Raw genomic sequence first — 14,299 nt, forward strand, 5'->3', positions numbered from 1 at the left:
CTTAAATGAGATCGGCGAATTGCTTTTCCATCCGCCGGAAATAGACCAAGCCGCTGATCAAAATCAGAATTGAGATCACCGAACTGAAAACAATGCTTTGTATCGGCACTGTATTGTAAACACCTAATAAAGATGAACGAAATCCATTGACAACGCCCACCATCGGATTCAGATTATAGATAAACTGCAATTTTGGATTTGAAATCATTCCTGATCCATATGCAATCGGAGTTAAATACATCCAAAGCTGACAAATAAATGGAATGATGTAGCCAATATCCCGATATAAAACATCCATTGCCGAAAACCATAAGGCAACCCCAAGGGATGTAATGATGGTTAAGAGAATGTAAAATGGAATTAATAGCAAATAAATGTTTGGTGAATAATGATAGTAAATCATCATAAAAATTAAAATAGGTACAGCAACGAAAAAATCCACGATGCAAGCCAAAACACTGGAAAGCGGCAAAACCACACGCGGAAAATAAATTTTTGTGATCATATTGCGGTTTGTAACCAGAGAACGGCTGGCATTTCTTAACGAATTTTCAAAGAGCTGCCATGGAAGCAAACCGGCCAGTGAAAACAATGGATAAGGGATGCCATCCGAAGGTACTCTTGCCAATCCACCAAAGAAAATCGAAAAGACAACCATAGTCATGACAGGTTGAATAATCGCCCAGGCAACGCCTAAGACAGTCTGTTTATAGCGGACTTTCAGATCCCGCCATGTCATAAAAAATATCAGTTCGCGCGATCGTATTAATTCTTTTAAATCGACAATTTTCCAGCCTTGTGAAGGTTGAATGATCGTTTTAGTTGTTTCTGGTTCATTGATTACATTCAAAATATTGCTCCGAATCAGCCTTTTTTCAATATTGCATCACGGTTTGAAATGTAGTATTCAATCGTATTTTTCAATCCGGTATCAAAATCCATCTTTGCGGAAAAGCCAAAATATTCTTTTGCCCGTGTTACATCCAGCGCCCTCCGCGGTTGTCCATTTGGTTTTGTCGGATCAAAGACAATTTTTCCTTTAAAACCGGTCAATACTGCTATTTTTTCCGCCAGGTCTCGTATGGAAATTTCGTTGCCAGAGCCGATGTTAACAGGATCGGGACCATTATAAAACTCGGCAGCCATGACAATACCTTCAGCTGCATCACCCGCGTAAATAAATTCTCGCGTTGGAGTTCCATCGCCCCAAATGATGACTTCCGGATCGCCCTTCAGTTTGGCTTCATAACATTTGTGAATTAGTGCGGGAATGACATGAGAAGAGCGTGGACTGAAATTATCACGCGGACCATATAAGTTGACCGGCAGCAGATAGATCGAATTAAAGCCGTATTGCTGACGATAAGCTTGTGACTGAACAAGAAGCATCTTCTTCGCTAATCCATATGGGGCATTCGTTTCTTCCGGATATCCATTCCAGAGATCGGATTCTTTGAATGGAATCGGCGTGTATTTTGGATAAGCACAAATGGTACCGACTGCCACCATTTTTTCAACACCGAATTTCCACGATTCATGGATCAGTTGAACACCCATCATCAGATTATCATAAAAGAATTCTGCAGGATGTTCTCGATTAGCGCCGATCCCGCCCACATTGGCGGCCAAATGGATGATGACATCCGGTCTGGAATCTTCCAGCATTCGTTTGATATCAGCGGCATTGATCAAATTGTAATTTTTTGAGGCAGGAATAAAAAAATCATGAATTCCGCGTCTATGCAAACTTTCCTGAACAAATGATCCTAAAAAACCTGAGCCGCCAGTGATACAAATTCTTTTACCTGAAAGCGGAGAAACTTCCGTCATAAACATGTCCTTACCCCTCCGTCAGAAATTATTTCGAATCATCAGGGATTGTTAAAAACAACTTTAATCCCTGGATATCAACAACCGGCAACTTCATCTCTTTCTGAGCAGCCGTTTTTTGATCAATGATTTTGAAACCTTGTTCAATTCCGGTCAGTCGGCAGATTTCAGCGACGTCTCCATCCCCGTTTAGAATCAAAGCACTATAATGTGCTTCAGAACATTGATCCAAAACAGATTTCATTCGTTGTCTTAATAATCGATAAAGCTGAAAGGAAGAATGAATATAGTCAACTGCCAAACGTGTGCGAAGAGCCAATCCTTCCGGAGTAATGATATATTTGAGTTTCCTGCGCTCCAGTCGTTGGATCTTCAAATAGCCCTTATCCACCAGATGCTTGACATGCCAGTTAATTGTTCCGACAGCTACACCAAGCTTGTTCGCAAGGACTGCCTGGGTGGAATTCGGATTTTCCTCAAGCAATTCCAAAATATCCAGGTCTTTCAGGTCTTCATTATCGTCATATCCCTGATCGGGGCTTAATATCGTCATAGGCATCTAATATTCAATAGCTGAATTATACCTTGTTTTCATCGAAGGTCAAGGTAAGCCATTCAGTTCTGATTTGTCAGGGTCATTTGTCTTGATAATCAAAAACAAATGTCATTACATTTCAGCGTTTCATAAGATGGGGAAATTTTTTTTGTTGTGCTGTTATTGTGCGAAGCGCAAAACCAACACAGCAACATGTTTTCTCGATTGATTCGAAAGGTTGGTTTCTATTGCGAATGGCTGATTACATTGATTATTTGAATTTCCCGAGGGATGCAAATAATTCTGCTATGAACGGGAGTGATTCATTATAGCTGAATCACACTGAAGGATTATCACTCTTTTCGCAGCATAATTCAACCTTTCATTTGAAAAATCAGCAATTCCATATTTAATAGAGCCAATTGAATGATGAGGGAACTCTTTCCTCCCGATATTTCAAATTGCATACGTAATAATGGACAAAACTGGTAATAATTGCCTTGAAATACAATATAAAAAGTTGTTCTCAGATTAAAATCAAAAAAAAGACAGAAACCATAGAATCCAATGATTTCAATATATATAGAAAGGATTCTATGGTGTTGTGTTGTCTGTGTAATCCGTATTCAAATCACACAACAGTCTTTATTTCCAATTGATTCAAAAAGAAAGACGGTATTTCAAATCACTGCAATGAATCGATGAAGTTTGACAGAATGGAGCAAAAAATGGATATTCCGCAAGATTTCGATAACCAGATCATACACTGGCGTCGCTTTTTTCATCAAAATCCTGAAGTTAGTCTCAAAGAAAAAACGACAACACAAAAAATCGATGAGATATTACAGTCCTTAAATATCTGGACCTATGCCATCGGTCCGACAGGAATTTGCGGCATTGTAATCGGAGAAAAGAAAAGCATCAATGCAACAGTCTGCCTGAGGGCTGACATCGATGCATTATGTATGGAAGAACAGAGTTGCACCCCTTATCGATCTGTAAATAAGGGAGTAGCGCATGCCTGCGGTCATGACGGACATACAGCTTCTCTCCTGGGAGCTGCACGTTTGCTACAGCGAAACAGGGCTTCGTTTGGCGGTACAGTTAAATTACTCTTTCAACCTGCTGAAGAAATCTGTGAAGGGGCAAAAATTCTTGTCGAAAAAGGGGAGTTTGATGATGTTGATTGTGCGCTTGGAATACACTTTATGCCGACGCTTGAATATGGGAAAATCTGTTGTGCCGCCGGTCCGGTGATGGCTGGTTGTGACTATTTTCAAATAACAGTTCAAGGAAAAGGTGGACATATCAGCACCCCTCATCTGGCAGCGAATCCGTTGCTTGCCGCAGCTCAAATTTTGAACAGTCTCCAATCTATTATCACACAGCAGTTTTCGCCATCAGAAGAGATATTAATAGGGGTCGGGAAGTTTTCAGGAGGAACACAATATAACATTATTCCCAATGAAGCGTGTATGGAAGGAACCATTCGATATTATGATCCGAATTCCCAATCAGCCGCACAGACAGCGATACGCAACATGGCTGAGAATATCGCCAGAGCTTACCATACAGAAGCAGTAGTTGCGTTTAAGGAATTTACACCGCCAGTGATCAATCCGGAGAATCTTGCAGAATTCGGGCAAAAAATTGCTTCAGAAATTGTCGGAGAGAAAAACGTCATAGCCAAATTCGAGAAATCGCTGGCTGGAGATGATTTTGCATTTTATCAGCGAAAAGCCCCCGGATTATATGTGAAAATCGGATCAGCAAATCCAGAAAAACCGGAGACTCTGCACCCGCTGCATCACGCCGCATTCGATATCGAAGAAAAAGCGTTATCGATAGCAGCCAGGTATTATACAGAATTTGCCATAAAATACCTTAATTGAGTCTGGCAGCAGTGAGTCGAAGTATGAAAAGAACTCGTTGTCGTTCTTACGGTCTAACGCGTTTTCTTCAAAACAACGATAAATTTTTCAAATAACTGCTGAATTGTAATAAGATATCTTGACGAAACACCTAATCTTTTTATAATACCTGCATGTTTAATTTTAAGAACCAGTTATATATAATTATGTGCTTGTGTACCTGGCGGGGAATTCCTTTTCTGAACAGCTTTGGCTGATGTTCTTGCAACTTTAGACAAACTGACGAACGGAATTCCTCGTTATTTTATTGGCTGAGAAGTCCGTTCGTTTTTTAATTTAACCAATATCATCAAGATGGAGGCTTGCGAACGGGATATTTTTTGACTCGAAAAAAACGAAGGAGTAAATCATGAAAAATCGAAAGTGTCTTGTTTTAATCTTGTCCCTGTTTGCTGTATTGTTTGGCACTGTGGCAGTGCCTGCCCAAAGCGGAACCAACGCTTTGACAATCGGAATCTCTGTTGAACCCATATCTCTCGATCCAGCCGGTGGATTATATGTTCCTGAACAATTCTTAATTCAACAAATCTTCGATCCGCTGATCGCTGCAGATCCCGCATTAAATCTGCATCCTGCATTAGCAAAAAGCTGGGAAGTTAATGAAGATGGAACAGAATTTACATTTCATTTAAGAGAGGATGTGAAATTCCAGGATGGGACAAAATTCACAGGGGAAGCAGTAAAAATCTCCTTCGATCGTGCAGCAAAAGGAACCACTGTTGCAGCCGCTGCCCCCACAATTTTTTATGATTACATAGAAACCCAGGTTGTTGATGATACAACTGTCGTCGTAAAATTTTCATCACCGCACGCTACATTTCTGCAGGATCTTACACGTCCCTGGCTGATGATTTCTTCTCCTGCTGCCATTGAAAAATATGGCGAAGATTATGGACAGCATCCAGTCGGCACGGGTCCCTTCATCCTGAAAGAATGGGCAACGCAGGACCACATTACACTGACGAAAAACCCGGATTACAACTGGGCACCTGAATACATGGCTCACAACGGACCAGCTTTGCTGGATGAAATCACGTTCCGTTTTCTGCCGGAACAAGCTACTCGTATTGCAGCATTCCAGTCAGGTGAAGCTTCATTAGTACAGGATCCATCTTACTTAGAAGCATCACAAATGGCGACAGATCCGAATGTACAACTCTTCACATTTGTCAATCCAGGCATGACATCCCATCAAATGATCAATGTGGAAAAAGCGCCGACTGATGATATCAATGTACGCAAAGCATTAATCTATGCAGTCGACCAGGAAACAATCTCACAGATTGCTTTCTATGGTCTGCAACCGGCTGCACATAGTGTGATTTCTCCCAGCACATGGGGATACAACGAAGAAGCTGCCCAACTATACAGTTATGATCCGGAAAAAGCTGCTGCATTGCTGGAAGAATCAGGATGGATTGACAGCAACGGTGACGGAATTCGCGAAAAAGACGGCGTGAATCTGCATATTGAGTACCCTGCCCTTCCGACATATGAAGAAGCGTTCATGGAACTGCTGGCATCGTATCTGCAAAAGGCAGGATTTGAAGTCAACATAACAAAATTGGATGACGCTGGTATCTCTGAATTTGGTTTCGCAAGCAAACATAATATATTAAATATGGGTTGGATCAGCCGAGATCCCGCTGTACTGAGTTATGTTTATGATTCAGAAAATATTGAAGGCGGCAATCAATCCAGTTATACCCGTTTCCGCAACGATCGTCTGGATGAGATATTAAGGACTGCTCCGCAGACAATCGATGAAGAAGCCCGCAAAGCATTGTATCAGGAAGCACAAATGATCATCATGGAGAATGCAATCGCGCTCCCGATTCATTGTTATGGCAGCGTTTACCTTGCAGATTCAAATATCGCCGGATTCCGCTTTGATCCCGAAGGATTCCCTTATCTTTACGAAATATCAATCACGGCGGAATAATCGATGTGGAGATATCTTGGGCGTAGACTTCTGACATCCTTGTCGGTATTGATCGGCGTGTCGATCTTCACATTTTTGATGCTCCATCTGGTACCAGGTGATCCTGTCCACGCACTTCTGGGCAGACAGGCAGTTACGCCCGAAAGACTTGAAGAACTTCGACAGGAATTGGGATTGAATGATCCCATTCCTGTCCAATATTTTAACTATATAAAAAATGTCGTACAAGGTGATCTCGGCCGGTCCTTAAAAACGAATCGCTCGGTTCTTGATTCGATCAAAGAACAATTTCCAAGCACACTTCAATTGACATTTTTTGCTCTATTGATCTCCAGTACATTCGGCATCCTCATCGGGACAATCTGTGCATTTTCACATAACTCCTGGTTTGACAAGATCCTGTCAATCGTTACAATCAGCGGAATTTCGATTCCACCCTTTTTTTTTGGTTTGCTATTAATCCTGTTTTTCTCTGTAAAATTGAACTGGCTTCCGGCAGTCGCTAAAAGCAATGATCCGGGGGGTTTAATTCTTCCAGCTTTCACGTTAGCAATTGGCGAAGCATGCTGGCTCGCACGTCTCGTACGGTCAAGTATCCTGGAAGAATTTAACAAAAACTATCAATGGACGGCACGGGCAAAAGGTGTTCGTGAAAGCACTGTCCTTTTTTATCATGTGCTCAGAAATTCTCTGATTCCCATTGTCACTGCAATCAGTTTGCAGTTTGTTTATTTGATGGCCGGATCTGTCGTGGTTGAATCCATTTTTGCCCGTCAGGGAATCGGGCGACTGGCTGTTACAGCAATACAAAACCGTGATTTTCCACTGGTACAGGGAACAGTTGCTTTTATTGCAGTGATTTATGTTTTGATCAACACGATTACTGATCTAATCTATGCTGTTGTTGATCCGAGGGTTCGATTGAAATGAATAAGATAAATGATTTTCGACATGGCCTAATTTCCAAACCGCCCTCAGTCCTTTCATTGCTGAGCCATAACTTTTATTTTATTCTCGGGGTAGTTATCCTGATTCTCTTGATCTTGATCGCTGTTTTTGCGCCTCTGCTTGCAACGCATGATGTAAACTCAGCCGATCCAACAGCAACGTTTATCGCTCCGAATGTGAATCAATGGATGGGGACAGATAACATCGGACGAGATATTTGGTCACGATTTGTCTTCGGTTCCCGGATTTCGCTCCTGGTTGGTCTGGCTGCGATGGTGATCGGGATGCTTTTCGGCTCAATATTAGGCATCATTGCAGGGTTTTATGGCTCTCTGATTGACAGTCTTCTTTCCTGGCTGACTGAAGTTTTAATGGCTTTCCCTGGAATGCTGCTTGCGTTATCCGTAATGGCGGTCTTGGGACCAGGTTTGACGAATGTCATTATTGCAGTAGGAATTGGATCCATTCCTTCATTTATGCGGATGGCTCGCAGTTCTGTATTAAAAACGCGTGAAATGGATTACATTGAAGCAGCCAGAACGATCGGCTGTAAAGATTCCAGAATTCTATTTCGTCATATTCTTCCAAATATTCTAAGACCGTTGATTGTCCTGGCAACGCTGGGAATCGGCGGTGCAATACTGGAAGGTGCTTCACTCAGTTATCTCGGGCTTGGCGCCCAACCGATGACGCCAGAATGGGGTTCCATGCTTTCAGCAGGCAGAGGGTTTCTGACAAATGCCTGGTGGGTCAGCGTTTTTCCAGGTTTAGGAATTTTTCTGGCAATTCTCAGCATCAATCTGATCGGCGATGGACTTGGCGATGTGCTCGATCCGATTAATAAATAAGAATTCATCCGGAGATTTGGAGTTATGAATCGGTATCATATAAGATTCGATCATTTCACAAAAGCAGGTGCATCTGAATTTTGAAAAATGAACCGATTTTTTTAAGAAATTCGCAATTGGTATGGTTATATGAATAAATGAAAAAGTTAATTGTCAACGGAAAAATTATTACTATGGATATTTCTCATCCGTCAGCAGAGGCAGTCCTCTTTGAAGGAGAGCGTATCATAGCAGTTGGTAACAGCAGCAATCTAAAGAGCACCTATTCGGTCAATAACAAGGACATTTTCGATGCAAAAGGAGCCGTGATTGTTCCCGGTTTCATCGATGCACACAATCATTACACACTGATGGGCGTCCAAAAATTTGAGCTGGATTTAGGCGGAATTTTTAATCGGGAGATGATTTTAAATCGAATTCATGAAGAACACTTGAAATTAGATCCAAATTTACCATTGATTGGAATTAATTACGAAGTAGACCATATTCCGAAAGAACATCATATTTATAAATTTGACTTACAGAAAGCTGCGCCCAATCGAATCATACAAATCTCGGACCGCAGTTCGCACATGTCAGTTACAACCGACCAAACGCTGCAGGTTGCAGAAATCAACCTGGATCCTAAAGAATGCCTTCAGTGTATGGTGCCTTGTAATTTGAAAATCGCCGGTTTCACAGGCGAAATATGCGGTTTGGCTAATTCGGCACTTCATCATTACGTTCAAAAAGGACTTCGCAATCCAGAGACATTAAAATCAGCCTGGAAGTATGCTTCGTCAATTGCCGCTGAACATGGAGTTACATCGATCCATGCCATCGTCACCGAAGAGGAGATGAAGGGACTTATCTATTACAAAGATATCCTGCCCATCGATTTGAAGATCTATACCGAGACAAAGAATGTCAAGGCAGTCAAAGCTGCCGGACTGAAACAAATCGGCGGATGCGGCGCTGTGATGGTTGATGGTGATTCTGGTCCATTTACTGCCGCTTTTTTGGAACCGTATACAGAGCGACCAGAAACCAGCGGTCTGCTTTATTATTCTGATGAAGAGTTGGAAGATTTTGTTTGGGAAGTTCACTCGGCCGGTTTACAGCTTGCATTACACTGCGTTGGTGACGCAGCGTCACAACAAGTGTTGAACGCTGTCGAAGCTGTTCAAAATCGAAGCGGCAGGAAAATACGGCATCGAATTGAACACTTTGAGTTTGGTACAAAAGAACAGATGGATAAAGTGAAACGGTTGGGAATGTGTTTGTCGATTCAACCGAATTTCAATCATTTTTGGAATCACACAACCTACATCGAACAGTTAGGTATATCCAGAGCGATGAGAGCAGATCCGATACAAACGATTGTAAAGAAAGGAATTCCAATGGGGTTCGGTTCAGATTGTGCAGTCACTCCCTGTGATCCGCTTCTGACAATATCCAGCGCTGTTAATCATTCGCTTCCCGATGAACGGATTTCTCCAACAAACGCACTGTACTTTCACACCATAGGAAGCGCCTATATTGGAATGGAAGAAAAAGATAAGGGCAGCATTACCCCCGGAAAATTTGCTGACATGGTATTTCTGGATGCTGATCCAACAGAAGTTGACTCCAGTGAAATTAAAGACATTCCTGTAAAAATGACCATTGCCAAAGGACACGTCATTTATTCGCAATAAGAAAAAAAGTTTTATTGGCAAATAGTCTGTGCGCACAGACTATTTGCCAATTTTTATTTTCCCAGCATTTCGAATTGCTGAATTCTCATCTATGAAAATTCAGCTTTCGGACTGCGCTTGGGATCAGTTTTTTCGATCCCAACGCCAGGTCGTACCGTCTTTCGTATCCTCAAGAACAACTCCTTTTTCAGAAAGTTGATTTCGGATTTGATCCGCTAATCCCCAATTTTTCTGTTTACGAAGTTCAAGACGTAAATCCACCAATAATTGAACAAATGGATCCGCTTCTGCCGATTGCTGTTTTTCAGATTTGACATCCAGCGTCAAACCCAATACGCTGGTCAGCTCCAATAACAAGTCTTGTGCAGGCTGTAATTCTGCTTGAGTTGCCCCTTCATCGCGGGAATAATTGATTACACGAATTAACTCGAAAATATACCCCAATGCACCGGCAGAATTAAAATCATCATCCATTGAGCTTTCGAAACCATTTCTGGTTGCAGCGATTTGCTGTGAAAGGGCTTGTTTGACGTCTTCGGATGCGCCTTTTGCCCCTTCCGCTGCCGGATGAAACGCGAACCGAATTCGATCCAGCGCTTTTTCCGCCTGAAGTAAAACATCTTCATTAAAAACGATCGGATTTCGATAGGCTGAATTCAGAATCAGGTAACGAAAAGAATCAGCACTGTGATGAGACAAAAACTCATCAATGCTGATAATATTACCGATGGATTTCGACATTTTTTCGCCGCGAAGCTGCAGCATTCCATTATGCACCCAGTATCGGGCAAAAGGTTTACCAGTAAATAACTCACTTTGTGCAATTTCATTTTCATGATGGGGAAAAATCAGATCATTTCCACCGCCATGAATATCAATCGAATCGCCAAAATAATGATAATTCATTGCTGAACATTCGATATGCCATCCTGGACGCCCAGGACCCCATGGGCTATCCCAGGCCGGTTCCCCCGGCTTTGCTGATTTCCATAAAGCAAAATCCATCGGATCCTCTTTCCGATCATCCGCTTCCTTACGTACGCCGGCTCGCATATCATCCAAATTCCTTCCAGAAAGTTTTCCGTAATTCGGATCATTACGAACGCGAAAATAAACATCGCCTTCCAATGGATAAGCTGCGCCTTTGTCAATCAATCCTTGTACAATCGCAATGATCTGATCGATTTCTTTGGATGCCCGCGGATTAAAGGATGCCGGCTTGATATTCAAATCAGCCATATTTTTCTGAAAGTCTTGAATATAACCTTCTGCAAGGGCAAATGGATCCATTCCCATTTCATTCGCCCTCCGAATGATTTTATCGTCTACATCGGTAAAATTCATAGCGAATTGAACGTTGAATCCCCGATATTCCAGATATCGGCGAATGATATCAAAAACCAGCGCAGACATCGCATGACCGATATGCGCTTTGTTATAAACTGTCGGACCGCAAACATACATGCGGACTTTCCCCGGTTCGATTGTTTCTAACGGTTCTTTTGTTCGGGTCAGTGTGTTATAGATTTGAATGCTCACCGTTTCGCTCCTGTTCCCTTTTCCTGTCGGGCAAAAATCATTCTGCCGGCAGCCGTTTGGAGTATTTTTGTAACAACCACATAGATATCCTGATTTAAAAAGTTCCTGCCATTCTCGATCACGACCATTGTGCCATCTTCCATATAACCGACGCCTTGATTATGCTCTTTCCCTTCCTGAATGACTTTAATCTGCAGCCCTTCACCCGGAAGCAGCACTGATTTTACTGCATTCGCAAGATCATTTACATTTAAGATACCAACACCCTGCAGATCAGCGACTTTATTCAGATTATAGTCATTCGTAAGAATCTGACAATTCAATTGACGTGCCAGCACAACCAACTTCGCATCGACATCTTTCACGCCGTCAACTTCAAGATCGCTGATTTTCACTTCTGCGTTAGGTTCTTTTTGAAGTTGAGCCAAAATTTCTAAGCCGCGCCTTCCGCGCTGCCGCCGCAGACTGTCTTCAGAATCCGCAATGTACTGTAGTTCCTGCAGAATAAATCGCGGGATAATCATAATGCCAGGGATAAAACCTGTATGTGCAATATCTGCAATTCTGCCGTCAATAATAACGCTTGTGTCTAAAAGAACATTTTTTTCATGACGAATCAACGGTTCATTGATTTCAGCCCGCCCAGAAGCCAGATGCATCGTTAACGCATTGATTTCCTGGTATTTCGCCATTCCTATTACAATGCCAAGATAACAGAAGACAGCGCTAAAAACGATTGGCAGCACTCTCCCAAAGAACCCCGGCAAGAATGAGAGAGGAATCGAAATTAAAGCTGCTGCAATAAGTCCCAATAACAGGCCAAGTAAACCGGCCGTCAGCCGATTCATCGGAATCAGCTTCAATTTAGTGCTGAGTTTCCGCAGCGGAATCACAGTGAAAAATGGGGTTAGGAAATAACCGATAATCACTCCTAATACGCAGTAAATGATTTCTGTCTGCAAATGTCCCCAACGTTCTGGGAAAAAAGCCGGTGCATACGATTTTCCAAGCCAATAACCGCTAAAGCCAAAAACAATAAGTCCAATAATTCGAATAATTTGATCAATTTTCCTCATGAATAATTCCTTTTTCCTAAGAAAATACTGATTATGCGCAACAGAAACACATCTGATGCGTCATTTGTCTGGAAAAAACACGAGCAGACACCAGAAACAGGAATGTCTTATTCCCTTATCCAGCGCTGTGATTCACAATGAGGATTTATTGATGAGACGAAAAAATTTGAATAAAAAAACGAGAGAACGAAAAATAATTGCTCAATAAATACCGCTGAAACTGTCTCGTAATTCAATAAAATATAATAAATCCCCTAACTACTATTCTATCCCTATTATTGATATACTAAAGTAATACTATCATTATTCTTTCGATGACATTCTTCTTAAGAAAAAGTTACAATAACTACCTTTTGACACAATCGATTCGAATCATAAAACAGCTGAATGGATATCAGGACATTCTTGCAACTCGCTGAAATTTGGCAAAACAGCAACTTTTTTTCTTTTTTAATAAAAGGAATTACAAAATTTCGAATAAATGGAGTATAAAATACGGTAAAAAAAATTGAAGAGACAGATACTCCTTTTTTCAATAAAAAAAAGCATCGTTATCCTTGCTCTGTAAGCCGAATTGAATGTCTGTTTTTCCGATACAAAACGCAAAAGCCCAATGCTGCAGTCATCGCGCAAATGGATCCAAAAATCCAGATGCTCTGCGGATAGAAGACATCATAGAGATATCCGGCACAAGCCGGTCCAATTCCGTATCCGAATGGATGTGCCAGACTCAGGATGCTCATATACCTTCCTCGTGCATCCGATGGAGATAACCTTGCTGCCAAAGCGGACATCGTCGGAGACATGAGGATTTCTCCGATTGTCAGTATGGCCATACAAAAACAAAACCACAGGACATTGGGGAAAAGCGCATATCCGCCTATTCCCACCATATAAAATAGTGCAGAAAAAATCATCGTCTTTAAAGGGTGCTTTCTGCGACTGATCTTTAAAGCCGGAAGCTGAAGGAGGACACAAAGAATTGCATTGACTGAATAGACATAACTGACCTGATTCTCCCTTAATCCATAAGTTTCACGACTATATAATGAGAGCAAATTAAAAACAACCGATGCGCCCATAAAAATGACACTCATAAAGAAGATTGCGGAAATAAATGTTCGATCGCGAAAAACATCAGCGAATTTCGTTTTTGACTCAATCTTTTCTACCGGTAAAAGGTGTCTTGAGAAAGTCTCCTTAATTGTCAAGATTGAAATCAGGAAAGAAATAAGATAACCGATTGAAGCGCAGTAAAAAATCAACGCATACGATTTTGTCGCTAGGAATCCACCAACAATCGGCCCGATTGCAAAACCTGAATTGGACATCATCCGCAGCCAGGAATATGCTTCAATCCGATCAGCATCAGAAACCAGGTCTGCAACCATAGCGCTGGAACTGATGGAATAGAATAGATCCAAAGCGCCCCATGTCCCCATTAGCACTGCAAACTGCCATAAAGTTGTTGCTGAATACATCAGGAAATAATATGTAGCACCTCCAAAAAGGGAGGTAAGGAGCAATCCGCGTCTTCCAAATCGGTCGGCAAAGGAACCTGCAAAAAAGGATGCAAGAATTCCGGTAACGGAACGGAGGGAAATCAATAACGTCGTCACACGCAGCGGGAGATCAAGCCGTTCTCGCAAAAATATATTCAGATAAGGCCAAGCCATGGAAGACCCTATTGAGAAAATTAATGCACTCCCCATAATAATGTAGAGTTGAATCGGAAATTTCCCGTATTTTCCGCGAGAAGGCTGTACGAAATTCATCAATCTGCAATCCTCCAATAATTCGAAAATCGATCTGTCTGTTCGAGCTATGAGAGAAAAATATCTCTTAGTATTTTATAATATTGACGACTCATTTTTAATTCAGTCTCATTAGTTTATCATATTCAATCGGAATTCAGATTTCTTGCAATTATTCGAAATAAGGATTGACTTTTAAAATAAGAAAGGAAACTTGTTG

The 14,299-nt window shown here is 41.6% G+C and carries 11 protein-coding genes; 5 read left to right on the forward strand and 6 right to left on the reverse strand.

Annotation, left to right across the window (positions count from 1 at the left end):
• Position 1 precedes the first annotated feature (1 nt).
• Genes ATC1_RS14145 through ATC1_RS14155 form a run of 3 tightly spaced genes read right to left on the reverse strand, consistent with a single transcriptional unit; the run spans position 2 to position 2,383 of the window.
• Complete coding sequence (locus tag ATC1_RS14145) at positions 2–850, reverse strand: ABC transporter permease (RefSeq protein ID WP_201777298.1); 849 nt, start codon at positions 848–850, stop codon at positions 2–4.
• Between the two features lie 14 nt (positions 851–864).
• Positions 865–1,830, reverse strand: coding sequence for a GDP-L-fucose synthase family protein (locus ATC1_RS14150; protein ID WP_062284189.1), 966 nt, complete (start codon positions 1,828–1,830; stop codon positions 865–867).
• A gap of 28 nt (positions 1,831–1,858) precedes the next feature.
• Entirely contained in the window at positions 1,859–2,383 is a 525-nt protein-coding gene (locus ATC1_RS14155; protein ID WP_172667798.1) for a winged helix-turn-helix transcriptional regulator, read from the reverse strand.
• A gap of 710 nt (positions 2,384–3,093) precedes the next feature.
• On the opposite strand from ATC1_RS14155, the gene ATC1_RS14160 reads away from it, so the two are divergent.
• From ATC1_RS14160 to ATC1_RS14180, 5 genes are all read left to right on the forward strand, one after another.
• Positions 3,094–4,257, forward strand: coding sequence for a M20 metallopeptidase family protein (locus ATC1_RS14160; protein WP_172667799.1), 1,164 nt, complete (start codon positions 3,094–3,096; stop codon positions 4,255–4,257).
• A 388-nt stretch (positions 4,258–4,645) separates the two neighbouring features.
• Positions 4,646–6,238 (forward strand): ABC transporter substrate-binding protein, encoded by a 1,593-nt coding sequence (locus ATC1_RS14165; protein WP_062283768.1) that lies wholly within the window; start codon positions 4,646–4,648, stop codon positions 6,236–6,238.
• Between the two features lie 3 nt (positions 6,239–6,241).
• A complete protein-coding gene (locus tag ATC1_RS14170; protein ID WP_082174819.1) occupies positions 6,242–7,168 on the forward strand; it encodes an ABC transporter permease in 927 nt (308 codons plus the stop codon).
• Positions 7,165–8,034: an ABC transporter permease gene (locus tag ATC1_RS14175; protein ID WP_062283774.1), complete on the forward strand. Its 870-nt coding sequence runs from the start codon at positions 7,165–7,167 to the stop codon at positions 8,032–8,034. Before ATC1_RS14170 ends, ATC1_RS14175 begins: the two co-directional genes overlap by 4 nt.
• Positions 8,035–8,171: 137 nt before the next feature.
• Entirely contained in the window at positions 8,172–9,710 is a 1,539-nt protein-coding gene (locus ATC1_RS14180; RefSeq protein WP_062283776.1) for an amidohydrolase, read from the forward strand.
• 123 nt (positions 9,711–9,833) lie between these two features.
• On the opposite strand, the gene cysS is transcribed toward ATC1_RS14180, so the two are convergent.
• The 3 genes from cysS to ATC1_RS14200 form a co-directional block, all read right to left on the reverse strand.
• A complete protein-coding gene (cysS, locus tag ATC1_RS14185; RefSeq protein WP_062283779.1) occupies positions 9,834–11,249 on the reverse strand; it encodes a cysteine--tRNA ligase in 1,416 nt (471 codons plus the stop codon).
• Entirely contained in the window at positions 11,246–12,325 is a 1,080-nt protein-coding gene (locus ATC1_RS14190; RefSeq protein WP_062283782.1) for a PIN/TRAM domain-containing protein, read from the reverse strand. The genes cysS and ATC1_RS14190 overlap by 4 nt, the downstream gene beginning before the upstream one ends.
• A gap of 551 nt (positions 12,326–12,876) precedes the next feature.
• Entirely contained in the window at positions 12,877–14,100 is a 1,224-nt protein-coding gene (locus ATC1_RS14200) for an MDR family MFS transporter (RefSeq protein WP_062283788.1), read from the reverse strand.
• Between the last annotated feature and the right edge of the window lie 199 nt (positions 14,101–14,299).

It is taken from the genome of Flexilinea flocculi (assembly GCF_001192795.1).
Classification (GTDB): domain Bacteria; phylum Chloroflexota; class Anaerolineae; order Anaerolineales; family Anaerolineaceae; genus Flexilinea; species Flexilinea flocculi.

Bases quoted from the DNA above. Each gene is read 5' to 3' on its own strand.
- ATC1_RS14150 (WP_062284189.1), bottom strand. From the start codon at position 1,830: ATGACGGAAGTTTCTCCGCTTTCAGGTAAAAGAATTTGTATCACTGGC.
- ATC1_RS14155 (WP_172667798.1), bottom strand. From the start codon at position 2,383: ATGACGATATTAAGCCCCGATCAGGGATATGACGATAATGAAGACCTG.
- ATC1_RS14160 (WP_172667799.1), top strand. From the start codon at position 3,094: ATGGATATTCCGCAAGATTTCGATAACCAGATCATACACTGGCGTCGC.
- ATC1_RS14165 (WP_062283768.1), top strand. From the start codon at position 4,646: ATGAAAAATCGAAAGTGTCTTGTTTTAATCTTGTCCCTGTTTGCTGTA.
- ATC1_RS14170 (WP_082174819.1), top strand. From the start codon at position 6,242: ATGTGGAGATATCTTGGGCGTAGACTTCTGACATCCTTGTCGGTATTG.
- ATC1_RS14175 (WP_062283774.1), top strand. From the start codon at position 7,165: ATGAATAAGATAAATGATTTTCGACATGGCCTAATTTCCAAACCGCCC.
- ATC1_RS14180 (WP_062283776.1), top strand. From the start codon at position 8,172: ATGAAAAAGTTAATTGTCAACGGAAAAATTATTACTATGGATATTTCT.
- ATC1_RS14190 (WP_062283782.1), bottom strand. From the start codon at position 12,325: ATGAGGAAAATTGATCAAATTATTCGAATTATTGGACTTATTGTTTTT.
- ATC1_RS14200 (WP_062283788.1), bottom strand. From the start codon at position 14,100: ATGAATTTCGTACAGCCTTCTCGCGGAAAATACGGGAAATTTCCGATT.